The sequence below is a fragment of the Qipengyuania xiapuensis genome (assembly GCF_019711395.1).
In the GTDB taxonomy this organism is placed as follows: domain Bacteria; phylum Pseudomonadota; class Alphaproteobacteria; order Sphingomonadales; family Sphingomonadaceae; genus Qipengyuania; species Qipengyuania xiapuensis.
Map to the genome: position 1 here is coordinate 1,270,439 of NZ_JAIGNL010000001.1, position 23,117 is coordinate 1,293,555.

At 61.8% G+C, this 23,117-nt stretch carries 35 protein-coding genes; 30 read left to right on the forward strand and 5 right to left on the reverse strand.

Translation table 11 applies throughout. The features are described 5' to 3' along the window. Positions 1-130: 130 nt before the first annotated feature. A complete protein-coding gene (locus K3163_RS06450; protein WP_247712474.1) occupies positions 131-751 on the forward strand; it encodes a DUF305 domain-containing protein in 621 nt (206 codons plus the stop codon). 15 nt (positions 752-766) lie between these two features. On the opposite strand, the gene K3163_RS06455 is transcribed toward K3163_RS06450, so the two are convergent. Both K3163_RS06455 and K3163_RS06460 read right to left on the reverse strand, forming a co-directional pair. After that, positions 767-1,252: a DUF411 domain-containing protein gene (locus tag K3163_RS06455; RefSeq protein WP_345719709.1), complete on the reverse strand. Its 486-nt coding sequence runs from the start codon at positions 1,250-1,252 to the stop codon at positions 767-769. A 47-nt stretch (positions 1,253-1,299) separates the two neighbouring features. Continuing rightward, the gene (locus K3163_RS06460; protein WP_221428676.1) at positions 1,300-1,569 is read right to left on the reverse strand and encodes a metal-sensitive transcriptional regulator; all 270 of its coding nucleotides are present in this window, start codon (positions 1,567-1,569) and stop codon (positions 1,300-1,302) included. A gap of 85 nt (positions 1,570-1,654) precedes the next feature. Between K3163_RS06460 and K3163_RS06465 the strand changes: the two genes are divergently transcribed. Both K3163_RS06465 and K3163_RS06470 read left to right on the forward strand, forming a co-directional pair. Continuing rightward, positions 1,655-3,370, forward strand: a complete 1,716-nt coding sequence (locus K3163_RS06465) for a copper resistance system multicopper oxidase (RefSeq protein WP_221553558.1) — start codon at positions 1,655-1,657, stop codon at positions 3,368-3,370. Then, complete coding sequence (locus K3163_RS06470) at positions 3,367-4,413, forward strand: copper resistance protein B (protein WP_221553559.1); 1,047 nt, start codon at positions 3,367-3,369, stop codon at positions 4,411-4,413. The genes K3163_RS06465 and K3163_RS06470 overlap by 4 nt, the downstream gene beginning before the upstream one ends. Positions 4,414-4,433: 20 nt before the next feature. On the opposite strand, the gene K3163_RS06475 is transcribed toward K3163_RS06470, so the two are convergent. The 3 genes from K3163_RS06475 to K3163_RS06485 all read right to left on the reverse strand — a co-directional run bounded on the left by K3163_RS06475 (position 4,434) and on the right by K3163_RS06485 (position 6,763). Then, the gene (locus K3163_RS06475) at positions 4,434-5,123 is read right to left on the reverse strand and encodes a hypothetical protein (RefSeq protein ID WP_247712476.1); all 690 of its coding nucleotides are present in this window, start codon (positions 5,121-5,123) and stop codon (positions 4,434-4,436) included. A 66-nt stretch (positions 5,124-5,189) separates the two neighbouring features. Continuing rightward, complete coding sequence (locus K3163_RS06480; RefSeq protein WP_221553560.1) at positions 5,190-6,038, reverse strand: DUF3037 domain-containing protein; 849 nt, start codon at positions 6,036-6,038, stop codon at positions 5,190-5,192. Next, complete coding sequence (locus tag K3163_RS06485) at positions 6,038-6,763, reverse strand: HipA family kinase (RefSeq protein WP_221553561.1); 726 nt, start codon at positions 6,761-6,763, stop codon at positions 6,038-6,040. Before K3163_RS06485 ends, K3163_RS06480 begins: the two co-directional genes overlap by 1 nt. Positions 6,764-7,176: 413 nt before the next feature. Between K3163_RS06485 and K3163_RS06490 the strand changes: the two genes are divergently transcribed. The 27 genes from K3163_RS06490 to rplO all read left to right on the forward strand — a co-directional run bounded on the left by K3163_RS06490 (position 7,177) and on the right by rplO (position 23,021). Then, the gene (locus tag K3163_RS06490; protein ID WP_221428670.1) at positions 7,177-7,440 is read left to right on the forward strand and encodes a cold-shock protein; all 264 of its coding nucleotides are present in this window, start codon (positions 7,177-7,179) and stop codon (positions 7,438-7,440) included. A gap of 81 nt (positions 7,441-7,521) precedes the next feature. Next, a complete protein-coding gene (locus K3163_RS06495) occupies positions 7,522-7,944 on the forward strand; it encodes a hypothetical protein (RefSeq protein WP_221553562.1) in 423 nt (140 codons plus the stop codon). A 345-nt stretch (positions 7,945-8,289) separates the two neighbouring features. After that, positions 8,290-8,661 carry a 30S ribosomal protein S12 gene (gene rpsL / locus K3163_RS06500; RefSeq protein ID WP_006831873.1) on the forward strand — a complete coding sequence of 124 codons (372 nt, stop codon included), beginning with the start codon at positions 8,290-8,292 and terminating at the stop codon, positions 8,659-8,661. Between the two features lie 24 nt (positions 8,662-8,685). Beyond that, positions 8,686-9,156, forward strand: coding sequence for a 30S ribosomal protein S7 (gene rpsG / locus K3163_RS06505; protein ID WP_221428668.1), 471 nt, complete (start codon positions 8,686-8,688; stop codon positions 9,154-9,156). 110 nt (positions 9,157-9,266) lie between these two features. Next, on the forward strand, positions 9,267-11,360 hold the full coding sequence (gene fusA, locus K3163_RS06510; protein WP_221428667.1) for an elongation factor G: 2,094 nt from the start codon (positions 9,267-9,269) through the stop codon (positions 11,358-11,360). A 93-nt stretch (positions 11,361-11,453) separates the two neighbouring features. Next, a complete protein-coding gene (gene tuf, locus K3163_RS06515; RefSeq protein ID WP_221428666.1) occupies positions 11,454-12,629 on the forward strand; it encodes an elongation factor Tu in 1,176 nt (391 codons plus the stop codon). A 321-nt stretch (positions 12,630-12,950) separates the two neighbouring features. Beyond that, positions 12,951-13,262, forward strand: coding sequence for a 30S ribosomal protein S10 (gene rpsJ / locus K3163_RS06520; RefSeq protein WP_006831877.1), 312 nt, complete (start codon positions 12,951-12,953; stop codon positions 13,260-13,262). A 246-nt stretch (positions 13,263-13,508) separates the two neighbouring features. After that, positions 13,509-14,366 (forward strand): 50S ribosomal protein L3, encoded by an 858-nt coding sequence (gene rplC, locus K3163_RS06525; RefSeq protein ID WP_221553563.1) that lies wholly within the window; start codon positions 13,509-13,511, stop codon positions 14,364-14,366. 2 nt (positions 14,367-14,368) lie between these two features. Continuing rightward, positions 14,369-14,992: a 50S ribosomal protein L4 gene (rplD, locus tag K3163_RS06530; RefSeq protein WP_221428664.1), complete on the forward strand. Its 624-nt coding sequence runs from the start codon at positions 14,369-14,371 to the stop codon at positions 14,990-14,992. Further along, a complete protein-coding gene (locus K3163_RS06535; protein ID WP_221428663.1) occupies positions 14,985-15,293 on the forward strand; it encodes a 50S ribosomal protein L23 in 309 nt (102 codons plus the stop codon). Before rplD ends, K3163_RS06535 begins: the two co-directional genes overlap by 8 nt. A 14-nt stretch (positions 15,294-15,307) precedes the next feature. Further along, positions 15,308-16,144, forward strand: a complete 837-nt coding sequence (gene rplB / locus K3163_RS06540; RefSeq protein WP_221428662.1) for a 50S ribosomal protein L2 — start codon at positions 15,308-15,310, stop codon at positions 16,142-16,144. Between the two features lie 6 nt (positions 16,145-16,150). Next, positions 16,151-16,426, forward strand: coding sequence for a 30S ribosomal protein S19 (gene rpsS, locus K3163_RS06545; protein WP_006831882.1), 276 nt, complete (start codon positions 16,151-16,153; stop codon positions 16,424-16,426). Beyond that, positions 16,426-16,803, forward strand: coding sequence for a 50S ribosomal protein L22 (gene rplV, locus K3163_RS06550; RefSeq protein WP_006831883.1), 378 nt, complete (start codon positions 16,426-16,428; stop codon positions 16,801-16,803). Before rpsS ends, rplV begins: the two co-directional genes overlap by 1 nt. Before the next feature lies 1 nt (position 16,804). After that, a complete protein-coding gene (rpsC, locus tag K3163_RS06555; RefSeq protein ID WP_221428661.1) occupies positions 16,805-17,500 on the forward strand; it encodes a 30S ribosomal protein S3 in 696 nt (231 codons plus the stop codon). 21 nt (positions 17,501-17,521) lie between these two features. Further along, positions 17,522-17,956, forward strand: coding sequence for a 50S ribosomal protein L16 (gene rplP / locus K3163_RS06560; RefSeq protein WP_040963569.1), 435 nt, complete (start codon positions 17,522-17,524; stop codon positions 17,954-17,956). Beyond that, positions 17,956-18,165, forward strand: coding sequence for a 50S ribosomal protein L29 (gene rpmC / locus K3163_RS06565; RefSeq protein WP_221428660.1), 210 nt, complete (start codon positions 17,956-17,958; stop codon positions 18,163-18,165). The genes rplP and rpmC overlap by 1 nt, the downstream gene beginning before the upstream one ends. Before the next feature lie 10 nt (positions 18,166-18,175). Then, entirely contained in the window at positions 18,176-18,466 is a 291-nt protein-coding gene (gene rpsQ, locus K3163_RS06570; RefSeq protein WP_221428659.1) for a 30S ribosomal protein S17, read from the forward strand. 56 nt (positions 18,467-18,522) lie between these two features. Next, positions 18,523-18,891 (forward strand): 50S ribosomal protein L14, encoded by a 369-nt coding sequence (gene rplN, locus K3163_RS06575; RefSeq protein ID WP_067464754.1) that lies wholly within the window; start codon positions 18,523-18,525, stop codon positions 18,889-18,891. Beyond that, positions 18,891-19,211, forward strand: a complete 321-nt coding sequence (rplX, locus tag K3163_RS06580) for a 50S ribosomal protein L24 (RefSeq protein ID WP_221428658.1) — start codon at positions 18,891-18,893, stop codon at positions 19,209-19,211. Before rplN ends, rplX begins: the two co-directional genes overlap by 1 nt. Continuing rightward, complete coding sequence (gene rplE, locus K3163_RS06585) at positions 19,204-19,782, forward strand: 50S ribosomal protein L5 (protein WP_221428657.1); 579 nt, start codon at positions 19,204-19,206, stop codon at positions 19,780-19,782. Before rplX ends, rplE begins: the two co-directional genes overlap by 8 nt. A gap of 41 nt (positions 19,783-19,823) precedes the next feature. Next, positions 19,824-20,129, forward strand: a complete 306-nt coding sequence (rpsN, locus tag K3163_RS06590) for a 30S ribosomal protein S14 (protein WP_221428656.1) — start codon at positions 19,824-19,826, stop codon at positions 20,127-20,129. Between the two features lie 11 nt (positions 20,130-20,140). Further along, a complete protein-coding gene (rpsH, locus tag K3163_RS06595) occupies positions 20,141-20,536 on the forward strand; it encodes a 30S ribosomal protein S8 (protein WP_221428655.1) in 396 nt (131 codons plus the stop codon). Next, entirely contained in the window at positions 20,536-21,069 is a 534-nt protein-coding gene (gene rplF / locus K3163_RS06600) for a 50S ribosomal protein L6 (RefSeq protein WP_221553564.1), read from the forward strand. Before rpsH ends, rplF begins: the two co-directional genes overlap by 1 nt. 1 nt (position 21,070) lies before the next feature. Beyond that, positions 21,071-21,415 carry a 50S ribosomal protein L18 gene (rplR, locus tag K3163_RS06605; RefSeq protein WP_221428653.1) on the forward strand — a complete coding sequence of 115 codons (345 nt, stop codon included), beginning with the start codon at positions 21,071-21,073 and terminating at the stop codon, positions 21,413-21,415. Next, positions 21,415-22,200, forward strand: a complete 786-nt coding sequence (rpsE, locus tag K3163_RS06610) for a 30S ribosomal protein S5 (protein ID WP_247710129.1) — start codon at positions 21,415-21,417, stop codon at positions 22,198-22,200. Before rplR ends, rpsE begins: the two co-directional genes overlap by 1 nt. Positions 22,201-22,205: 5 nt before the next feature. Beyond that, positions 22,206-22,394 (forward strand): 50S ribosomal protein L30, encoded by a 189-nt coding sequence (gene rpmD, locus K3163_RS06615; protein ID WP_221428652.1) that lies wholly within the window; start codon positions 22,206-22,208, stop codon positions 22,392-22,394. 96 nt (positions 22,395-22,490) lie between these two features. Next, positions 22,491-23,021, forward strand: a complete 531-nt coding sequence (gene rplO / locus K3163_RS06620) for a 50S ribosomal protein L15 (protein WP_221428651.1) — start codon at positions 22,491-22,493, stop codon at positions 23,019-23,021. Positions 23,022-23,117 lie beyond the last annotated feature (96 nt).

Consider the following 23,117-nt stretch of genomic DNA (forward strand, 5'->3'; position numbering starts at 1 on the left):
TTTGTCATGAACCAGCGCGCTAAACACTTGTCCGAACTGACGAATTGCCTCGGTCCTATTGGGCACTGAAATCGGGCACACCGGAACCCGATCTTCCTCTTGGTCTTTGTTTCCACCGAAAGGGGAAACAATGAACGACCAACAGGAAAACTCTCAAAGCAGCTCGAATCAGGGCAAGTGGACCACTTTCTTCGCCATGATTGCGACGTCCATCGTGACCATGTTCGTGCTCAAATATTCGAACGTCTACGAACCCGACCACGCCTTCTTCAGCCAGACCCGCATGTGGATGGCGCTGATGATGGGCATGGCCATGATCGTCGTCATGCTCGGCTTCATGTGGGGCATGTACAAGACGCTCACCACGAAGATCATCGTGATGGTTGCGGCCATCGCGGGGTTCTTCCTGTTCTTGTTCCTTGCCCGCAGCCAGGCAACCGTCGAGGACGAGGCGTGGATGAAGGCGATGATCCCGCACCACTCGATTGCAGTCCTGACCAGCCGCCGGGCCGAGATCAGCGACCCGCGCGTACGCAAGCTCGCCGATGCGATCATCGAGGCCCAGGTGAAGGAAATAGCCGAAATGAAGCTGCTGCTCGAGGATATCGAGGTGAACGGCGAGATGGGCAGCGGTGAAGCGCTCCCGCCGCGAACGGCAGAGCTTACGCCCGAATTGCTCGAAGAGGCGAAGAAGGCCGTCGAGCGCCCCGTGACGCCCGAACTGTTGGAAGAGGTCGAGACCGGGACCTGAGCCCGGCCTTCGGGCCTATTGGGCGCTGGCGGGATAATTCGCCCAGACCATCCGCTTCTCGGGGCCGAATGCGATGACCTGGTAGGCCTCGCGCCGGTTGCCCATTTCCATGCCCGGTGATCCGAGCGGCATTCCGGCGACCGCGAGGCCGGTGATGCCGTCCGGACGTTCGGCAAGCAGGCGCTCGATATCGGCTGCAGGCACATGGCCCTCGATCACCATGCCGTCGACGATGGCGGTGTGGCACGAAACAAGGTCCGCAGGCACGCCGTTGTCCGCCTTGACCGCCGCGATGTTCTCGCTGTCGATCGTCTTGCTGGTCAGCTGGCCGTCGAGCTTGGCGAAGTGTTCGTTCGCATGGGAAAGCCACGCGAGGCAGCACCCGCAATTGGGATCACGGTACATGGCGATGCTCGTCGCCTGCGCGGCGCCGGCGCATGCGGCAAGCGACAGGCCGAGGGCGAGGCGAAGCGGGGTGCGGGTCAGCGATCGAATGCTCACGGGGCGGGGCTCCTGATATCTCTTGAGAGGGGGTATCTTGGCGCGGACTAGCGACGCTTTTCCAGCAGTTCGACCAGTTCCTCGAACTTTGCGCGCTGCTCGGCCTCGTCGCCGCTGGCGATCGCTTCGGCCACGCAGCAGGCGGCATGGTCCTTGAGGACCTGCGTCTCGACCTTGGCGAGGGCCGACTTGATGGCCTGGATCTGGTGGAGGATGTCCATGCAGTAGCGATCGTCCTCGATCATCTTGGCGACGCCGTTCACCTGGCCGGCAATCCGGTTGAGTCGATTGATTTTTGCGTCGGCGTTCGCAGCCATGTCGTCCATCCAGTTGTAATACCCTGTGGGGGTATATATGTGATCGCTCCAAGTCCTACAACCGAGCATTCCGACGGTAGCATTCATGTCCATCGATCGCCGAAAATTCATCACCAGCACTGCAGCCCTCGGAGCAGCCATGTCGCTTCCGCTTCCGGCATGGGCGCGCGGTGAGAGCCTGACCCATGCGAAGCAGGGTTTCGGTGAGGTTTCCGGCGAGAAGATCGCGCTGAGTGTCGGCGACCACCATTTCGGTGTCGGCGGGCGAAAGGGGCATGCGATTGCCGTGAACGGCACCGTGCCCGGGCCTCTCCTTCGCCTGAAGGAAGGCCAGAAGGTCCGCATCGACGTGACCAACAATCTCGATGAAGACACCTCGATCCACTGGCACGGCCTGTTGCTGCCGTTCCAGTTCGACGGTGTTCCGGGGGTCAGCTTCCCCGGTATCAAGCCGGGTGAGACCTTCACCTATGAATTCCCGATCCGGCAGAACGGCACCTACTGGTGGCACTCGCACTCGGGCCTGCAGGAGCAGGCGGGGCACTATGGCCCGATCATCATCGAAAGCGCCGAACCGGATCCGCGCTACGACCGGGATTATGTCGTCCTGCTGAGCGAATTCACGCCGCGGCACCCCCACGAGATCGCGCGGCTGCTCAAGGTCGGCGAGCATTACTTCAACAACCAGATGCAGACTGCGACCGAAGGCGAGATGTCGGTGAAGGACCGCCTGATGTGGGGCGGTATGCGCATGAACCCGCGCGACATCTCGGACGTGACCGGCTCGACCTACACCTTCCTCATCAACGGCCACGGGCCGATGGACGGTCTCGAATATCTCTTCCGGCCGGGCGAGCGGGTGCGGTTGCGGGTGATCAACGGGTCGGCGATGACCTTCTTCAACGTGCGCATTCCCGGCGTGCCGATGACCGTGATCGCCGCCGACGGGAAGGACGTTGCACCGGTCGAGGTGGACGAATTCCAGATCGGCACGGCCGAGACCTACGACGTGATCGTGACGCCGCCCGACGGCAGCCATGCACTGGTGGCCGAGGCGATGGACCGCTCGGGCATGGGTGTGGCTTCCCTGACCTCGCACAAGGGCCACCGCGCCACGCCGCCGCCGCTGCGCGAGCCGGTTACGCTCACCATGGCCGATATGGGCATGGGTTCGATGGGCGGCGAGCATGGCGGGATGGACCATGGCGCGATGGGGCATGGCGACATGGATCACTCGATGCGCGATACCTCGAAGCTGCCGGCGGATGTGAAGGTTGGGCCGGGGCTGGACATGGTCTCGCCCATGCCGATGGACCGGATGGATTACCCGGGCCTCGGTCTCGACAATGTTGGCCACCGGGTGCTGCGTTATACCGATCTGAAGGCGAAGCGGACGAACCCGCATCGCATGCCGACGCGTAGCCTCGAAATCCACCTGACCGGCAACATGGAACGCTACATGTGGAGCTTCGACGGCAGGAAGTTCTCCGCCGTGACCGACGATCCGATCCGCTTCGCCTATGACGAGCGGGTGCGGGTGAAGCTGGTCAACGACACGATGATGGCGCACCCGATCCACCTGCACGGCCACTTCTTCGAGCTGGTCAACGGGGCGGGGATGATGAACCAGCCGCTCAAGCACACGGTGATCGTCCAGCCGGGCAGCACCGCGACCTTCGACCTCACCGCCGACGAGCCGGGCGACTGGGCGTTCCATTGCCACCTGCTCTACCACATGCACGCCGGCATGATGCAGACGGTGACTGTCCGCCCGTTCCCCGCACCGGAGGACGCGGCATGAGGCTCGCATCGACGCTCGCGCTGCCGCTGATGGCGCTCGCCCTTCCGGCCGCTGCGCAGGACCACTCCGCGCATGGGCAGCACGCCCAGCACGAGGAGAAGCCTCAAGCGGACCACTCGGGCCACGCGATGCCGGACCACTCCGCGCACGCGCAGCACGAGGAGAAGCCGCAGGAGGACCATTCAGGCCACGCTATGCCGGACCACTCCGCGCATGGTCAGCACGAGGAGAAACCTCAGGAAGACCACACAGGCCACGCGATGATGGCCGACCACTCCATGCACCAGGTCGGCGATGTCCCGCAGGGTCCGCCGCCGCCCGAGGCCTTCGAGGGCCCGCAGCACGCGGCCGATGCGATCTTCGGCGCCGAGGCGATGGCCGAGGCCCGCGCCAACAACCACGCCACCCACGGCGACATGCTGACCGGCACGCTGATGGCCGAACGGCTCGAGGCCCGCTTCAAGGACGGCGAGGAAGGCTTCCTGTGGGACCTCCAGGGCTGGTACGGCGGCGACATCGACAACTTCGTGCTCAAGTCCGAAGGTGAGGGCGAATTGGGCGGCGAAATAGAGGACGCCGAGATTCAGGCGCTCTGGGGCCATGCCATCGGCCCGTTCTTCGACCTGCAGGCCGGCGCGCGCATCGACCTCGAACCGGACACGCGCAGCCACCTAGTCCTCGGCATCCAGGGCCTCGCGCCCTACATGTGGCACGTCGACGGCGCGCTGTTCCTGTCCGACCGCGGCGACCTCACCGCGCGGATCGAGGGAGAATACGACCAGAAGATCACGCAAGCCCTGATCCTGCAGCCCCGCGTCGAGCTCGAACTGTCCGCACAGGACATTCCCGAACGCGCGATCGGCGCCGGCCTCACCAAGATCGAGCCGGGCCTGCGCCTGCGCTACGAGATCGCCCGCGAATTCGCGCCCTATGTGGGCGTGGAATACGAGGCGAAACTGGGCGAGACCGCGGATATCGCACGCGCGGCGGGCGAGGATCCGAATGCGCTGGTGGCGCTGGTCGGCATCCGCGCCTGGTTCTAGGGCGCCCGCCACCAGTCCTCCTAGTCAGGTTCCTCCATCGGATCGCAGCCGTAGAGCTCGAAGGCGAGGGCGCGGCGCTCGGCTTCCTGCGCCTGCGGACAGCCTTCGCGCGCGGCGCGCTCCGCATGGTCCGCCGCCAGCACTTCGGCACGGATGCGCTCGTATTCCGGATGGCCGGGTGAGAGATTTTGTCGGCCTACCGCTCCGCTACTTGAGGCGTTTTTGTTCTGGCCTACCGCTGCGCTGCTTGAGGCCGGGGAGTATCTCTCCCCCAACCGGTGCTGGAGGAGAAACTTCAGCAAATTGTTGTCGGGCTTGTCCCACACGCCGAGCAGCTTGCCGGCAGAGACGATCGGCGTCGGCGTGCCCTTCAATGCGCGTTCGAGCGCGCAATCCTCCAGCCGCTGGACCCCGCGCTCCAGCGCCGCGTCCCAGGCTGCCGCAAACCCCTCCGCCCCGGGCCGCGCCCGCAGCTTGTAGAGCGCCTCCATGCTCTTGCCCACGGAGCGCGCCGCCTGCGTGACGATCCCGGTGGCCGCCAGCGTGGCGACGAAACGGCGCTGGAGCTGCGGTGTAATCGAATTGCGCCGCGGGTGAGAGTGGATGAAGGGCGCGAAGGCGAGGAGGGGATCGTCGTCCTCGGGCTCGGGCGCGACATGCGCAACGGCAGAGGTGGCCTGGCGGGCGATCTTGCGGGTGCTTTCGGTCATGGCCCGAAGCAGGATGCATATTTGGGCGAAGTAGGAAAATGCTATCGGCCCCGTCGCTCGGCAGAGCTAACTCGTCCATTCTCGCTGTAACGGAGGAAAGCGGCTCGCAAAGTTCAAAACGTCGCCTGCAATGTGGTCGTCATTTCCGAAATCGAGCGAGAAATCGAAAGGCAGTTGCTTCAAATCTTTATACGCAATCTGAAAAGCTTCGCGATGTGCACTGTCAGCTGTTTTCGGGAGCTTGAGCGGCAATAAGACGCGCTTCTCGAAAAGGTTGCCCTTGTCGAGGTGATAGGAAAGTCGCTTTTTCCAATGCGCGCCATAATCAATGATATGCAGGGGATTTTTGTGCTCGAAAGCAAGTGGCTTGATCGCAGCTAAACGGCCGTTCTGAAATCCCAATGGCAATTTCAGAGGGATTAGTTCATCTTCAATCGCTATACCGCGAAAATGAGTAATACCTTCTCGCTTGAGCAACCTCCGTATATCCCTAATAAGAGCAGACTCAAGTGCCTCCGGTTTTTCGAAGTCACGTTTCACGAATCTGTCAAATAATTGATGCGTAACCGCCTTAAGGGACAAGTCACTTCTAATTACTCTAGGAGTAGAGAATAGAATACTTGACTCTTTAAGTTCCCAAAAGTGACTGCGATCGCTTGCTGGGTGAGAAGCAAAATTTTCTGGTAGATACTCTGTAATACGGGGGATTTCGACCCGTAAATTCTGAATGGCAAGGGAATAGGCGCGGTGGGCTTTGGGGTCAAAAAAGTGACCAATCCGAGCAAAGCGACGGTTAGCTAGACGAAAATCCGCTTCATCGTTCTCCATATCGAAAACGATCACGCCAATATTGGCGAATTCTCCGGTCTCGGCATATGGGCGAAACCGCACAATCAGATAACGATAAATGCCCACTAGCCCATCTCGTCCCAGAACATGTCGGAAGAGGCCCTAGCGAGGCTACTTCCAATCTCGTCAACCAATCCCTCTTCCGCCTCCAACCAATCTTCGGGCAGGCCGTCTATGAAGCGGCCCAAGCCTTCCATTGCGTTGTCGAAATTCGTCTTGCACTCATCTCTAAACACCATGTTTTGGCGCTCGTCCAGCCATGCATTTCGGCATGCATGAACTTCCAGCTCGGCTGGGGTGTAGGTTGGCGAAAAGGCAAGGTTGTGGTCGATCGCGATGAGCGAGTTGGTCTCAAGCTCGATCAGCAGATTTGGGTTGCCGCCATACTCGGTAAGACTTCGGTCGCCATTCTTCACCCAGTGATCAAACGCATAAATGGTCGCCAGGAGTCGGCGGTCAAGGCTAGGGATTAATGACTGAGGAAGTGGCTGCGTTGGCTCGATCCAGATCGAAGCGAACGCATAACCCTCACCGATTGAGCGTGCGAATTGCGGGTCTTCCGCTGCCGCAATTAGGCCGTGGTCTACGTGCGCGATGACAAAATCGGGTATGGGAATACCTATTCTACGGGCTAGGTGAGCGCAGACAGCTTCCGAAATAAGCCCACGGATGAGCGCCTGCCTACCTTTGACCGCATACAGATTGTCATCCGACAATCGGCAGCGAAACGGTTCCGTCATGCCGCTTACAATCGGATCGATAACTTCTGTAACGGATAATATTTCGATCACAGCGAGGCAGTCCTCCGGAAGTCACTGAGCTAAGGGATTGTTTTGCTCTGCTCAACCTCGCTCGCTCCTTTTCCCCCGCCCTTGACCAATCCCCCCGTCCGCACTCAGTGCGCGCCCATCCGGCGTAGGTTTCGTCCAACGGGCTGATATGACGCTGCCCAGATAGAGCTGAATATTGCCGGTCATCACCCTGCGCCCGGGCGGCCCGATGGGGGCAGTGTTTCAGCCTCGTGCGATTTAGGCGGCCCAGCCCCTTGTAAGCATCCCGCGCCCACCCCATCTCAGACCTAGCTACCAGTCGCGATCGACGGTCCCGAGGGCCAGTTGCCCTCCCTTCTTTCTATTTCGCCTTCTAGCCACCGCGCACAAGCGGTCGCTTTTGAGCGCCTGCGCGAAATCGAAGGGACATTCCCATGACCAAATACGGCAACATCAGGAGCTACGACACCGGCAAGGGCAGCGGCACCATCGCTCCCGAGCAGGGCGGCGCAGTGCTCGAATTCGGAAAGTCCGACCTGCAGCAGGAAGCCTCTACCCCCAAGTCCGGCGAGCGTTTCAGCTATGAAACGAAGCAGGTCGATGGCGGCAAGGAATGCGCTACCAACCTGCGCCAGCAGGAGCAGGCTGTCCGCCAGGGCGGCAAGCAGCGCGAGCAGGCTCGCCAGCAGCAGGGCTGACACATGATGGCCGGGCGCATCTGCGGGATGCGCCCGGTTCATTCCGCCCGATCCCATCATCCTCCGCCTCAGGAACACGACATGGCAATGGACCTCAATGAATTGCTGCACGAGCACCAGGCTGCGGTGATGAGAGCCGCGGCCGCCGGAGACGGGGCGGAACGGGATAACCACTTCGCCAAGGTCGCCGAATATGCCGAGCGTGTTCGCGCGCTCAGAAAGATAGAGCCCATGCCCGACACCCCGAACAAGGCCGAAGGTCCTCCGACCATCATTTACGGCACCTATGCGGGCGATGACGCGCAAGCCGAGAGCTCTCCGCCAGTCGCATCGTGGGAAGACGAGGGCGGGGCAGTGCGCCATCCGCTTACGCCCCTGCCAGAGGGCATTGAGATGAAGCTGGTGCGCGAGTATCGCGTCGGGCCGTATGTCTACCAGGATCTGGACCTGGCGGTGGCCGAACACCTGCGACAGCTCGCTGCGGCCGACCACGGCACGGCTTGACCAATTCCCCCTCCAACACTATGTGCGCGCCCATCCGGTGAGGGAATCGCTGTGCGCGAAGCCAACGCTGGCCAGATAGAGCTGAACATTGCCGGTCATGACCCGGGGGCCTGTCGCTGATGCGATAAGGCTCTTTTCTATTGCAGCGAACCTCATGGATCGCTCGGGGCAGCCGTCAAAGTAACCCGGTGGCCGTGTGGGCCGATGGGTGGAGCGTTTCAGGCTCGTGCGAACAGACCGCCCCGGTGCTTGCCAGCGCCGCGTGCGCCCTGAGAACACGAACCCGATACACCACCGATCAACCTGCTAGTCGCCGCCATCAAACGGTGAAGAGAAAGAACTCATATGCCGACTATTAACCAGCTGGTCCGCAAGGGCCGCGTTCCGCAGAAGGCCAAGAGCAAGGTCCCTGCGATGGAGCAGAACCCGCAGAAGCGCGGTGTCTGCACCCGCGTCTACACGACGACCCCGAAGAAGCCGAACTCGGCACTTCGCAAGGTGGCCAAGGTTCGCCTGACCAACCAGCGCGAAGTCATCTCCTACATCCCGGGCGAAGGCCACAACCTGCAGGAGCACAGCGTTGTGCTCATCCGCGGCGGCCGTGTTCGCGACCTTCCCGGCGTTCGCTACCACGTCCTTCGCGGCGTGCTCGATACGCAGGGCGTGAAGGACCGCAAGCAGTCGCGCTCGAAGTACGGCGCGAAGCGTCCGAAGTAATCCACGGGACTTAGGAGATAATCAATGAGTCGTCGTCGTCGTCCCGAGAAGCGGGAAATCCTGCCTGATCCGAAATTCAACGATCAGGTCCTTTCGAAGTTCATGAACAACCTGATGTATGACGGCAAGAAGGCCGTTGCTGAAGGTATCGTCTACACCGCGCTCGACACCGTCGAAGCCAAGGCCAAGACGAACCCCGTGGAGCTGTTCCACGAGGCGCTGAACAACATCAAGCCGCAGGTCGAAGTGCGCAGCCGCCGTGTCGGTGGTGCGACCTACCAGGTGCCGGTCGAGGTTCGCCCCGAGCGTGCACAGGCACTCGCCATCCGCTGGCTGATCGGCGCTGCACGTGGTCGTCCCGAAACGACCATGGCCGCGCGCCTGTCGGGCGAGCTGATGGATGCTGCGAACAACCGCGGCAACGCCGTCAAGAAGCGCGAAGACACGCACCGCATGGCGGACGCGAACCGCGCCTTCTCGCACTACCGCTGGTAAGCACCGGCTCGGAGACCGTTTCGCCTTCGGGTGGAACGGTCGCCGGACGGTCACATTAGTTTTCCAAAGGGGCGGCGAAACTGTCGTCCCAACCCCACGAGGAATTTCACATGGCACGCGAATATCCGCTCGAGCGGTACCGCAACATCGGCATCATGGCCCACATCGATGCCGGCAAGACCACCACGACCGAACGTATCCTCTACTACACCGGCAAGTCCTACAAGATCGGCGAAGTCCACGACGGCGCTGCGACCATGGACTGGATGGAGCAGGAGCAGGAACGCGGCATCACCATCACCTCGGCTGCGACGACGACCTTCTGGTCGGCTGAAGACGGCCAGGGTCCCAAGCACCGCATCAACATCATCGACACCCCCGGCCACGTCGACTTCACCATCGAAGTCGAACGCTCGCTGCGCGTGCTCGACGGCGCGGTTGCAGTCTTCGACGGCGTTGCCGGCGTTGAACCGCAGTCCGAAACCGTGTGGCGCCAGGCCGACAAGTACGGCGTTCCGCGCATGTGCTTCGTCAACAAGCTCGACCGCACCGGCGCAGACTTCTACTACTGCGTCCAGTCGATCATCGACCGCCTCGGCGCGAACCCGCTGGTCCTCTATCTCCCGATCGGCGCGGAAAGCGACCTGCAGGGCGTTGTCGACCTGGTGAACAACCGCGGCATCGTGTGGCAGGCCGAAGACCTCGGCGCGAAGTTCGACTACGTCGACATCCCCGCCGACATGGCTGACAAGGCTGCCGAATACCGCGAGAAGCTGATCGAGACCGCCGTCGAACAGGACGACGATGTCATGGAAGCTTACCTCGAAGGTAACGAGCCCGACGCGGCGACGCTCAAGCGTCTCATCCGCAAGGGCACGATGGAGCGCGCGTTCGTTCCGGTGCTGTGTGGCTCGGCGTTCAAGAACAAGGGCGTCCAGCCCCTGCTCGACGCGGTTGTCGACTACATGCCGTCGCCGCTCGACGTTCCGGCCATTAAGGGCGTCCTGCCCGACAGCGACAAGGAGGAGACGCGTCCGTCTTCGGACGACGAGCCCTTCAGCGCGCTGGCCTTCAAGATCATGAACGACCCGTTTGTCGGCTCGCTCACCTTCACCCGCATCTACTCGGGTCAGCTGTCGAAGGGCAGCGTCCTGAACTCGGTGAAGGACAAGAAGGAAAAGATCGGCCGTATGCTGCTGATGCACTCGAACAACCGCGAGGACATCGATGAAGCATTCGCAGGCGACATCGTCGCAATCGCGGGTCTCAAGGAAACCACCACCGGTGACACGCTGTGTGCACCGAGCGCTCCGATCATCCTCGAGCGTATGGAATTCCCTGAGCCGGTGATCGAGCTTTCGGTCGAACCGAAGACCAAGGCCGACCAGGAAAAGATGGGCGTTGCCCTCAACCGCCTGGCAGCCGAGGATCCGAGCTTCCGCGTCACCACCGACCACGAATCGGGCCAGACGATCATCAAGGGCATGGGCGAGCTTCACCTCGACATCCTCGTCGATCGCATGAAGCGCGAGTTCAAGGTCGAGGCGAACGTCGGTGCACCGCAGGTTGCTTACCGTGAATATCTCGGCAAGCCGGTCGACGTCGATTACACCCACAAGAAGCAGTCGGGTGGTTCGGGTCAGTTCGGTCGCGTCAAGCTGAAGGTCACTCCGGGTGAGCGCGGCCAGGGCTTCGTCTTCGAAGACGAAATCAAGGGCGGTAACATTCCGAAGGAATACATCCCGGCGATCGAGAAGGGTCTGCGCGAGCAGGCCGAAAGCGGCCACCTGGTCGGCTTCCCGATCATCGACTTCACCGTCAACCTGTACGACGGTGCCTACCATGACGTCGACTCGAGCGCGATCGCGTTCGAAATCGCCGGCCGTGGCGCTATGCGCGAAGTCGCAGAGCGTGCTGGCATCAAGCTGCTGGAACCGATCATGAAGGTCGAGGTCGTGACCCCCGAGGACTACCTCGGCGACGTCATCGGCGACCTCAACTCGCGTCGTGGCCAGATCCAGGGCACCGACAGCCGCGGCAACGCACAGGCCGTCGAAGCCTTCGTGCCGCTGGCCAACATGTTCGGCTACGTGAACGAGCTGCGCTCCTTCACCCAGGGCCGTGCACAGTACACGATGCAGTTCAGCCACTACGACGAAGTTCCGGCTAACGTGGCACAGGAAGTCAAGGAGAAGCTTGCGTAAGCGAGCCGACCGGTCTAGGGGCGGCGCCTGATTCAGCGGGCGCCGTTTCCTCCCCGCAGAAATCCCAAATTTTAAGACAGAGGTTATTGGAAAATGGCGAAGGAAAAGTTCGAGCGTAATAAGCCGCACGTTAACGTCGGCACCATCGGTCACGTTGACCACGGCAAGACCACGCTGACCGCGGCGATCACCAAGGTCCAGGGTTCGGCCGTCGATTTCGCAAACATCGACAAGGCTCCCGAAGAGCGTGAGCGCGGCATCACCATCTCGACCGCACACGTCGAGTACGAAACCGACGCGCGTCACTACGCACACGTCGACTGCCCGGGTCACGCCGACTACGTGAAGAACATGATCACCGGTGCAGCCCAGATGGACGGCGCCATCCTGGTCGTGAACGCAGCTGACGGCCCGATGCCGCAGACCCGCGAGCACATCCTGCTTGCACGCCAGGTCGGCGTTCCGAAGCTGGTCGTGTACCTGAACAAGGTCGACCAGGTCGACGACGAGGAAATCCTCGAGCTCGTCGAACTGGAAGTTCGTGAACTCCTCAGCGAGTACGGCTTCGACGGCGACGATATTCCGATCATCAAGGGTTCGGCTCTGGCCGCTCTCGAAGGTCGCGATCCGGAAATCGGCGAAAGCTCGATCAAGGCTCTGATGGACGCTGTCGACAGCTACATCCCGACCCCCGATCGTCCGGTCGACAAGGACTTCCTGATGCCGATCGAAGACGTGTTCTCGATCTCGGGTCGTGGTACGGTTGTCACCGGCCGTGTCGAAACCGGCGTCGTGAACGTTGGCGACGAAGTCGAAATCGTCGGCATCAAGGACACCACCAAGACGACCGTCACCGGCGTCGAAATGTTCCGCAAGCTGCTCGATCGCGGTGAAGCTGGCGACAACATCGGTGCACTGATCCGCGGCGTTGGCCGTGAAGAAGTCGAGCGTGGCCAGGTTCTCGCGAAGCCGGGTTCGGTTACGCCGCACACCGAGTTCAGCGCAGAAGTCTACGTCCTTTCGAAGGACGAAGGTGGCCGTCACACGCCGTTCTTCGCGAACTACCGTCCGCAGTTCTACTTCCGCACCACCGACGTCACCGGCGAAGTGATCCTTCCCGAGGGCACCGAGATGGTTATGCCGGGCGACAACGTGACGATCGACGTCAAGCTGATCGCACCGATCGCCATGGACCAGGGCCTGCGCTTCGCAATCCGCGAAGGCGGCCGTACGGTCGGCTCGGGTGTCGTCGGCACCATCAAGAAGTAAGCTTTAGCTGAAACTTAGTTGAGGGCCCGTCCTCCCGTCAGGGGAGGGCGGGCCCTTGGCTATTTATGAGGGCACGTGAACCGCGCTGATGCACGGTTCGCCGCTCCCGATGAACGCCTGTTCAGTGGTGCGGAAATCGGGGGTTGCCAGATGCGGGTCTCGCCCGTATATGCGCGCCCACAGACAGGGATTCGTCCCCGTCACGAGAATTCATGGAAGGTCGCCCGCAACCGGGAAACCGGGCTCAACGTGGGGCTGACCTTTCTTTTTGTTTGCGGGCCACCCGCTGGTCCGCTTGGCTCTTTCGCATCGGTGTAGGTAATGGAAGCACAGAATATCCGCATTCGCCTCAAGGCGTTCGACCATCGCGTTCTCGACCAGGCAACTGGAGAGATTGCAGACACCGCGCGTCGCACGGGTGCCCTTATTCGTGGTCCCATTCCCATGCCGACGCGCATCGAGAAGTTCACCGTGAACCGCGGCCCGCACATCGACAAGAAGTCGCGCGAGCAGTTCGAGGTGCGCACCTACAAGCGGCTGCTCGACATCGTGCAGCCCAACGCCCAGACCGTCGACGCGCTGATGAAGCTCGACCTCGCTGCCGGCGTGAACGTCGAAATCAAGCTCGCTTAAGCGCATTGGTTTCGGTCCACCTGCAGGACCTAAAGCCGCAGGGAAGTTAAGGGGCGCTCGATAGCCCCGCTTGATCCAAGGATCAGGCAAGACATCGGGATACCGCCGGATTTCATCCGGGACTGCGTCCCCCGTCTGCCTCTCTCAGCAGAGGCAATCAGCCCGGACGGGGGCACGCATCGCACATTCGGGCTGGCAAGCACCCTGGGGATGGGCCTCTGGGTGCCTCTGTTGAGGAGTTTGACGATGCGCACAGGCGTTATCGCAAAGAAAGTCGGGATGACCCGCCTCTTCCAGGAGGACGGACGGCACGTTCCCGTGACCGTTCTTTCGCTGGAAGACTGCCAGGTCACCGCTCATCGCACGGAAGACCGTGACGGCTATTATGGCGTCCAGGTCGGTTCGGGCGAAGCGAAGCAAAAGAACGTAAGCAAGCCGCAGCGCGAAGCCTTTGCCAAGGCCGAGGTTCCGCTGAAGATGAAGGTCGGTGAATTCCGCGTGGACAGCGAGGAAGCCCTGCTTCCGGTCGGCGCCCGCATTTCTGCCGAGCACTTCGTTGCAGGCCAGAAGGTCGACATCACCGGCCACACCCAGGGTAAGGGCTTTGCCGGCGCCATGAAGCGTTGGGGCTTCGGCGGTCTGCGCGCCACCCACGGTGTTTCGATCTCGCACCGCTCGCACGGTTCGACGGGTAACCGTCAGGACCCGGGCCGCGTGTTCAAGGGCAAGAAGATGGCCGGTCACATGGGTGACCGCCAGCGTACGCAGCAGAACCTCGAGATCGTGCGCACCGACGCCGATCGCGGTCTCCTCTTCGTCAAGGGTTCGGTCCCGGGTGCGAAGAATGGCTGGCTGATGGTTCGCGACGCCGTGAAGGTTGCCATGCCCGACGATCTGCCGTTCCCCGGCGTGATGCGTCGCAATGAAGATGAGTTCAAATCGGAAGAAGCCGATGCGGGTCTCATCGAGAGCGCAGCCGAGCATGAAGTCGGCACCGAAGTTTCCGCTGAGCAGCAGGAAAAGCTGATGCAGCAGCAGGATTCGGGTGCGGACGCCGAAACCACGACCGACGGCGATGCCGGCGGTGAGAGCAAGGAGTCCTGATCGTGAAGGTCAAGGTCCAGAAAATCGACGGCAAGGCGTCGGGCGATATCGAGCTGAACGACGATGTGTTCGGCGTCGAGCCGCGCGCTGACATCCTGCACCGTGTTGTCACCTGGCAGCTCGAGAACCGTCGCGGTACCGCACGCCCCACGCGTGAGCGTTCGGACGTTGCCCGCACGGGCAAGAAGTTCGGCCGCCAGAAGGGTTCGGGCGGCGCACGTCACGGCGATCGTGGCGCTCCGATCTTCATCGGCGGTGGTAAGGCTCATGGTGCGCGCAAGCGTGACTTCGAGCAGTCGCTGAACAAGAAGATCCGTGCACTCGGTCTCAAGATGGCTCTTTCGAGCAAGGCTAAGGACGGCCTCGTCGTCGTCGACAGCCTCGAGCTCAAGGACGCCAAGACCAAGGCGCTCAAGGGTCACTTCGACAAGAATGGCTGGGCCGGCAAGGTCCTGATCATCGACGGCGAAAGCGTGAACGACGGCTTCAAGAAGGCCGCCGGCAACCTGCCGGGCGTGAACGTCCTCCCCGCGATGGGCGCCAACGTCTACGACATCCTGAAGCACGACACGCTCGTCCTTACCAAGGACGCTGTCGAAAAGCTGGAGGGCCGTTTCAATGGCTAAGAAGCAGGAAGTGGAAGCACGTCACTACGACGTCGTCCTGGCTCCGCACATCACCGAAAAGTCGACGCTTGCTTCCGAGCATAACGCCGTCGTCTTCAAGGTGGCGAACGATGCGACCAAGCCGCAGATCAAGGAAGCCGTCGAGGCGATCTTTGGCGTGAGCGTCACGGGCGTCAACACCATCAACGTGAAGGGCAAGACCAAGCGCTGGAGGGGTAAGCCCTACAAGCGCAATGACCTGAAGAAGGCCGTGGTCACCCTGAAGGACGGCGACTCGATCGACGTCACCAGCGGTATCTGAGGGGCTAGAGAGAAATGGCACTCAAGAACTACAAACCGACGAGCCCCGCACGCCGCGGCCTCATCCTCGTCGACAAGTCGGGCCTGTACAAAGGCAAGCCCGTCAAGTCGCTCACGGAAGGCAAGCGCAAGACCGGCGGCCGGAACAACAAGGGCCATGTCACCTCGCGTGGCATCGGCGGCGGTCACAAGCAGAAGTACCGCTTCATCGACTTCAAGCGTCGCAAGTGGGACGTCGAAGGCACCGTGGAACGGATCGAATACGATCCCAACCGCACCGCTTTCATCGCGCTTGTGAAGTATGACGACGGTGAGATGGCCTACATCCTCGCTCCGCAGCGTCTCGCTGTGGGTGACAAGGTCATCGCGGCCGAAAAGACCGACACCAAGCCCGGCAACGCAATGCTGCTCGGCCAGATGCCGGTCGGCACGATCTGCCACAACGTCGAAATGAAGCCCGGCAAGGGCGGTCAGATCGCACGTTCGGCAGGTGCCTATGTCCAGCTGGTCGGTCGTGACCGCGGCATGGTCATCGTGCGCCTCAACAGCGGCGAGCAGCGTTACCTGCGCGCCGACTGCATGGGCACCGTTGGCGCCGTGTCGAACCCGGACAACCAGAACCAGAACCTGGGCAAGGCCGGTCGTCGTCGCTGGATGGGTGTGAAGCCGCTGACCCGCGGTGTCGCCAAGAACCCGGTCGACCACCCGCACGGCGGTGGTGAAGGCCGGACCTCGGGCGGCCGTCACCCGGTCACTCCGTGGGGCAAGCCGACCAAGGGCGCCCGTACTCGCAAGAACAAGCAGACGGACAAGATGATCATCCGTTCGCGCCACGCGAAGAAGAAGAGGTAATCCGACATGGCTCGTTCCGTTTGGAAAGGTCCGTTCGTCGAACTCAGCCTTCTGAAGAAGGCAGAAGAGGCGCAGGAAGCAAGCAACGCCAAGCCGATCAAGACCTGGTCGCGCCGCAGCACCATCCTGCCCCAGTTCGTCGGTCTCACGTTCAACGTGTACAACGGCCACAAGTTCATCCCGGTCTCCGTTTCGGAAGAAATGGTCGGCCACAAGCTCGGCGAATTCGCTCCTACGCGTACGTTCCCGGGTCACGCTGCCGACAAGAAGGGTAAGCGCTGATGAGCAAGCAGAAAGCACCGCGTCGCGTCGCCGACAACGAGGCACTGGCAGTGGGTACCACCATCCGTGGTAGCGCCCAGAAGCTGAACCTCGTTGCCGAGCTCATCCGCGGCAAGAAGGCCGAAGAGGCCCTCAACATCCTGGCCTTCTCGAAGAAGTCGATGGCCAAGGATGCCACGAAGGTTCTCGCCTCGGCGATTGCCAACGCGGAAAACAACCACAACCTCGATGTCGACTCGCTGGTCGTCGCTGAGGCTTCGGTCGGCAAGTCGATCACGATGAAGCGCTTCCACACCCGTGGTCGCGGCAAGTCGACGCGCATCCTGAAGCCGTTCAGCCGCCTTCGTATCGTCGTCCGCGAGCAGGAAGAGGCGTAAGATGGGCCATAAGAGCAATCCGATCGGTCTGCGCCTGCAGATCAACCGCACCTGGGACAGCCGCTGGTACGCCGAAGGGCGTGATTACGCCAAGCTGCTGGCCGAGGACATCGAGATCCGCAAGTACATCCTCGAGAACGCTGCCCAGGCCGCTATCTCGAAGGTCGTGATCGAGCGTCCGGCAAAGCTTTGCCGCATCTCGATCTATGCTGCGCGTCCCGGCGTCATCATCGGCAAGAAGGGTGCGGACATCGAGAAGCTGCGCGCCAAGCTGTCGGAAATGACCGAAAGCGAAGTGAAGCTGAACATCGTTGAAATCCGCAAGCCGGAAGTCGATGCGAAGCTCGTCGCCCAGGGCATCGCCGATCAGCTGATCCGCCGTGTGGCATTCCGTCGTGCGATGAAGCGCGCCATGCAGTCGGCCATGCGCCTTGGTGCCGAAGGCATCAAGATCATGTGTGGCGGCCGTCTCGGCGGTGCGGAAATCGCCCGCGTCGAACAGTATCGCGAAGGCCGCGTGCCGCTGCACACGCTGCGCGCCAACATCGATTACGCTGAAGCCGAAGCTCTGACCGCTTACGGCATCATCGGCATCAAGGTGTGGGTCTTCAAGGGTGAGATCCTCGGCCATGACCCGACCGCGCAGGACCGTCTGATGATGGAATCGCAGACGTCCGGCGTCCGTCCGGCTCGCTGATTGCAGGTATAGGAAAGAACCATGCTGCAACCGAAGAAAACCAAGTACCGCAAGGCGTTCAAGGGCAAGATCCACGGCAACGCCAAGGGCGGCACCACGCTCAACTTCGGCTCGTACGGGCTGAAGGCTCTCGAGCCCGAGCGTATCACCGCGCGCCAGATCGAAGCGGCTCGCCGCGCGATCACGCGTCACATCAAGCGCCAGGGTCGTCTCTGGATCCGCGTCTTCCCCGACGTGCCGGTTTCGAAGAAGCCTGCTGAAGTCCGTCAGGGTAAGGGCAAGGGTTCGGTCGAATACTGGGCAGCTCGCGTGAAGCCGGGCCGCATCCTGTTCGAACTCGACGGCGTGGCCGGCCCGCTGGCTGCCGAAGCGTTCAGCCGCGCAGCCATGAAGCTGCCGGTGAAGACCAAGGTCGTGGCCCGCCTGGGCGACACCTCGCACCTCGGAGGCGAATAATGAGCAAGATCGAAGATCTGCGCCAGAAGAGCGACGACCAGCTGGACGAAGAGCTGACCACGCTGAAGCGTGAGCAGTTCAACCTGCGTTTCCAGTCGGCAACGAACCAGCTCGAAGCTCCGGCGCGCATCCGCGAAGTCCGTCGTACGATCGCCAAGATCAAGACGCTGCAGGGCGAACGTGCCCGCGCAGCGGCAGCCAAGGCGTAAGGAGTAGACCATGCCCAAGCGTATCCTTATCGGCACCGTCACCTCCGACAAGACCGACAAGACCGTGACCGTACTGGTCGAGCGTAAGGTGAAGCACCCCCTCTACGGGAAGATCATCCGTCGCTCGAAGAAGTACCACGCACACGACGAGAAGAACGAGTACGCACTCGGCGACGTCGTGCGCATCGAAGAAACCAAGCCGATCTCGAAGACCAAGACCTGGATGGTCAAGGACCGCGTGACGGCAGGCGGAACCCAGGCTGTCGAGGCTGACCTCGAAGTCGAAGCCGCAGGCAACTGACGTTTTAGGAACTGCCGGGCAGATGTCCCGGCAAGCCAAGAGAAGGAACCGGATCAATGATCCAGATGCAATCCAATCTCGACGTCGCGGACAACAGCGGCGCCAAGCGCGTCCAGTGCATCAAGGTACTGGGCGGCTCGAAGCGCCGCACCGCGTCCGTCGGTGACGTGATCGTGGTTTCCGTCAAGGAAGCCCAGCCGCGTACGAAGGTGAAGAAGGGCGATGTCCATCGCGCTGTCATCGTGCGCACGAAGAAGGACGTACGCCGCCCCGACGGCAGCGTGATCCGCTTCGACAGCAACGCCGCTGTTCTCGTCAACAAGAGCGAAGAACCGATCGGCACCCGTATCTTCGGCCCGGTGGTGCGCGAACTGCGCGGCCGTGGCTTCATGAAGATCATCTCGCTTGCTCCGGAGGTGCTGTAATGGCTGCCGCTAAGATCAAGAAGGGTGACAGCGTCGTCGTCCTGTCCGGCAAGGACAAGGGCAAGACCGGCACCGTCGCGAAGGTCATGCCGAAGGAAGGCAAGATCGTCGTCGAAGGCGTCAACGTCGCTGCACGTCACCGCAAGCCGACCCAGCAGAACCCGCAGGGCGGTATCGATCGCTTCGAAGCGCCGATGCCGATCAGCAAGGTTGCTGTGGCCGATCCCAAGGATGGCAAGCCCACCCGCGTCCGTTTCGAAGAAAAGGACGGCAAGAAGGTGCGTGTTGCCGTGAAGAGTGGGGAGACCATCGATGGCTGATTACACCCCCCGTATGAAGCAGCGCTACGAAGACGTGATCGTCAAGGCGATGACTGAAAAGTTCGGTTACAAGAACCGTCTCGAAGTCCCGAAGCTGGAAAAGATTACGCTCAACATGGGCGTTGGCGAAGCCAGCCAGGACAAGAAGAAGGTCCAGACCGCTGCTGAAGAAATGGCGAAGATCGCCGGCCAGAAGCCGGTTATCACGCGCGCGAAGAAGTCGATCGCACAGTTCAAGCTGCGCGACGGCATGCCGATCGGTTGCAAGGTGAACCTGCGCCGTGACCGCATGTACGAATTCCTCGACCGTCTCGTGACCATTGCAATGCCCCGCATCCGCGACTTCCGTGGCCTCAACGCCAAGTCGTTCGACGGTCGTGGCAACTACGCAATGGGCCTCAAAGAACAGATCGTCTTTCCCGAAATCTCCTACGACCAGATCGAGAAGGTTCGCGGTATGGACATCATCGTAACCACCACGGCGAAGACCGACGAAGAAGCTCGCGAGCTTCTCAAGCTGTTCGGCTTCCCGTTCCCGGCTGACAAGTCGGAAGAGAAGGAGGCGGCGTGAGCCGCCCCCGGATCGCTGGATAAGGAAGGAACTTAAGTCCAATGGCGAAACTGAGTTCGATCAACAAGAACGAGCGTCGCAAGAAGCTCGTCAAGCAGTATGCGGACAAGTACGCAAAGCTGAAGGCTATCGCTAATGACGAGAGCCTCGACGAAGGCGAGCGCCTCATCGCGCGCCTCAAGATGGCTGAGCTGCCCCGCAACGCGAACCCGACCCGCGTGCGCAACCGCTGCGCCACCACCGGCCGCCCGCGCGGCTATTACCGCAAGTTCGGCCTCAACCGTATCGAACTGCGTGACCTCGGCAACAAGGGCCTGATTCCGGGCCTCACGAAGTCGAGCTGGTGAGGTAGAGACAGATGGCTATGACCGATCCCCTGGGTGATATGCTCACCCGTATCCGCAACGGCCAGCAGGCGAAGAAGGACAGCGTCCTTTCGCCCGCTTCCAAGCTGCGTGCGAACGTGCTCGAAGTTCTCCAGCGTGAAGGCTACATCCGTGGCTACGCGCAGGACGACAGCGGCAAGCACGCTGCGCTGCGGATCGAACTGAAGTATTTCGAGGGCGAACCTGCGATCAAGCACGTTGCCCGTGTCTCCAAGCCCGGCCGCCGCGTCTACGCTGGTTCGAAAGAACTGCCCGTCGTTCGCAACGGCCTTGGCATCACCATCGTCTCGACGCCGAAGGGCGTGCTTTCCGACGCGGAAGCCCGCACCGAAAACGTCGGCGGCGAAGTGCTGGCGGAGGTGTTCTGATGAGCCGCATCGGCAAAAAGCCGGTAGCGATCCCGAGCGGGGTCACTGCCACGATCGAGGAAGGCACGCTCAACGTGAAGGGTCCCAAGGGCACCCTTTCGATGGGTCTGTCCGAGCTCGTCGAGTACAAGCTCGAGAATGACGAAATCTCCGTCACTCCGGCCAACGACACGCGTCAGGCGCGCAACCACTGGGGTATGCAGCGTACGCTCGTGTCGAACCTGGTCGAAGGCGTGACCGAAGGTTTCACCAAGGTTCTCGAAATCAATGGTGTCGGCTACCGTGCACAGGCCCAGGGCAAGAAGCTCAAGCTTCAGCTCGGCTTCTCGCACGACGTCGATCTCGACGTTCCGGAAGGTATCGAGGTGAAGACCCCGGACCAGACCACCGTCGAAATCAGCGGTTCCGACAAGCAGGCCGTGGGCCAGTTCGCGGCGAACGTCCGCAAGTGGCGCAAGCCCGAACCCTACAAGGGCAAGGGTATCAAGTATCGCGGCGAGTATATCTTCCGCAAGGAAGGGAAGAAGAAGTAAGATGGCAAAGCTTTCTCTTTTCGAACGTCGCCGTCGCCGTGTCCGCACCGCTCTTCGTAGCCGTGCCGGTGGCAAGCCTCGCCTGTCGGTGCACCGCACCGGCAAGCACATCTACGCGCAGGTCATCGACGATGCAGCCGGCAAGACCGTCGCTTCGGCGTCGACGCTGGGTGCCAAGGGCTCGGGCGCGAATGTCGATGCCGCCAAGAAGGTCGGCGCCGATATCGCTGCTGCTGCCAAGAAGGCCGGTGTGACCACCGTCGTTTTCGACCGCGGTGGCTTCCTGTTCCATGGCCGCGTCAAGGCGCTGGCCGACGCCGCTCGTGAAGGCGGGCTGGAGTTCTGATGATGGCTGACGAAAACAAGAACGAAGAAGCCGTGACGGCTGAAACCGAAACCGCTGTGACGAACGAGCAGCCGGCGATCGCCGACACTCCTTCGGAAGCCGCTGCCAACCAGGATCCCGCACAGGGCGCCGAAGGCCAGCCGCAGCAGCGCGAAGGTCGTGGTCGTGGCGGCCGTGGTGGCAACCGTGATGGTGGCCGTGGCCGTGGTGGTCGCGACAACCGCCGGAACAACCGCCGCGAGGAAGAAGACGACGGCATCATCGAGAAGCTCGTCCACATCAACCGCGTCAGCAAGACGGTGAAGGGCGGTAAGCGCTTCGGTTTCGCTGCACTCGTGGTCGTGGGTGACGGTTCGGGCCGTGTCGGCTTCGGCAAGGGCAAGGCCCGCGAAGTGCCGGAAGCGATCCAGAAGGCTTCGGCCGCTGCTCGCAAGAAGATGATCCGCGTTCCGCTGAAGGAGGGCCGCACCCTCCATCACGACGGCAACGGTCGCTTCGGTGCAGGCAAGGTCACCGTGCGTACGGCGCCTCCGGGTACCGGTATCATCGCCGGTGGTCCGATGCGTGCCGTGTTCGAGAGCCTCGGCGTTGCCGACGTGGTGACCAAGTCGGTCGGCACCTCGAACCCCTACAACATGATCCGCGCCACCTTCGACGCGCTGACCGACCAGACTTCGCCGAAGTCGGTTGCCCAGCGTCGTGGCAAGAAGGTTGCTGACCTTCTCGGCCGCGGTGGTGCTTCCGAGGCAGAGGCTGAAGCCGACGCCGCGGCAGTCGTGGAGTAATCAAGATGGCCAAAGCGAAAACCATCAAGATCAAGCAGATCGGTTCGCCGATCCGCCGCCCCGAAGGTCAGCGCCAGATCCTCATCGGTCTCGGCCTGAACAAGATGCACAAGGTCGTCGAACGCCAGGACACCCCCGAGGTGCGTGGCGCCGTCGCCAAGGTCCCGCATCTCGTGGCGATCGTCGAAGACTAAGTCTTCGGGCGAAAGACAATTTGACGGGGGCGGCCTGCTGCTTTAGCGGGCCGCTTCCATTTTACAGCGCGAACAAAAGCGAAAGCGAGTGCAGACATGACTATCAAACTTAACGACATCCGCGACAATCCCGGCGCCCGCAAGGAGCGCATCCGTGTCGGCCGTGGCATCGGCTCGGGCAAGGGCAAGACCGGCGGCCGTGGCCAGAAGGGCCAGAAGAGCCGTTCGGGCGTCGCCATCAAGGGTTTCGAAGGCGGCCAGATGCCGCTTCACATGCGCCTGCCGAAGCGCGGCTTCAACAATCCGTTCGGCAAGGACTATGCCGAAGTGAACCTGGGCATGATCCAGAAGTTCATCGACGCGAAGAAGCTCGACGCCAAGAAGGACATCGATCACGCAGCACTGCAGGCCGCCGGCCTCGCACGTGGCGGCAAGGACGGCGTCCGCCTGCTCGGCAAGGGTGAAATCAAGGCCAAGGCCAAGTTCATCGTCGCCGGTGCCTCGAAGGGCGCCATCGAGGCGGTCGAGAAGGCCGGCGGTTCGGTCGAAGTGATCGCCAAGGGCGAAAGCGAAGCCGAGAAGAAGGCCAAGCGGACCGAAGCCAACAAGGCCAAGAAGTCCAAATAAATTGATGGAAATCTGGGAGCGGGGTTCGACAAAGGTCATCCCGCTCCCTATCTGTCCGGTCTAAGCCGGGACGGGCCGGCGACAAGCTAGGATCGA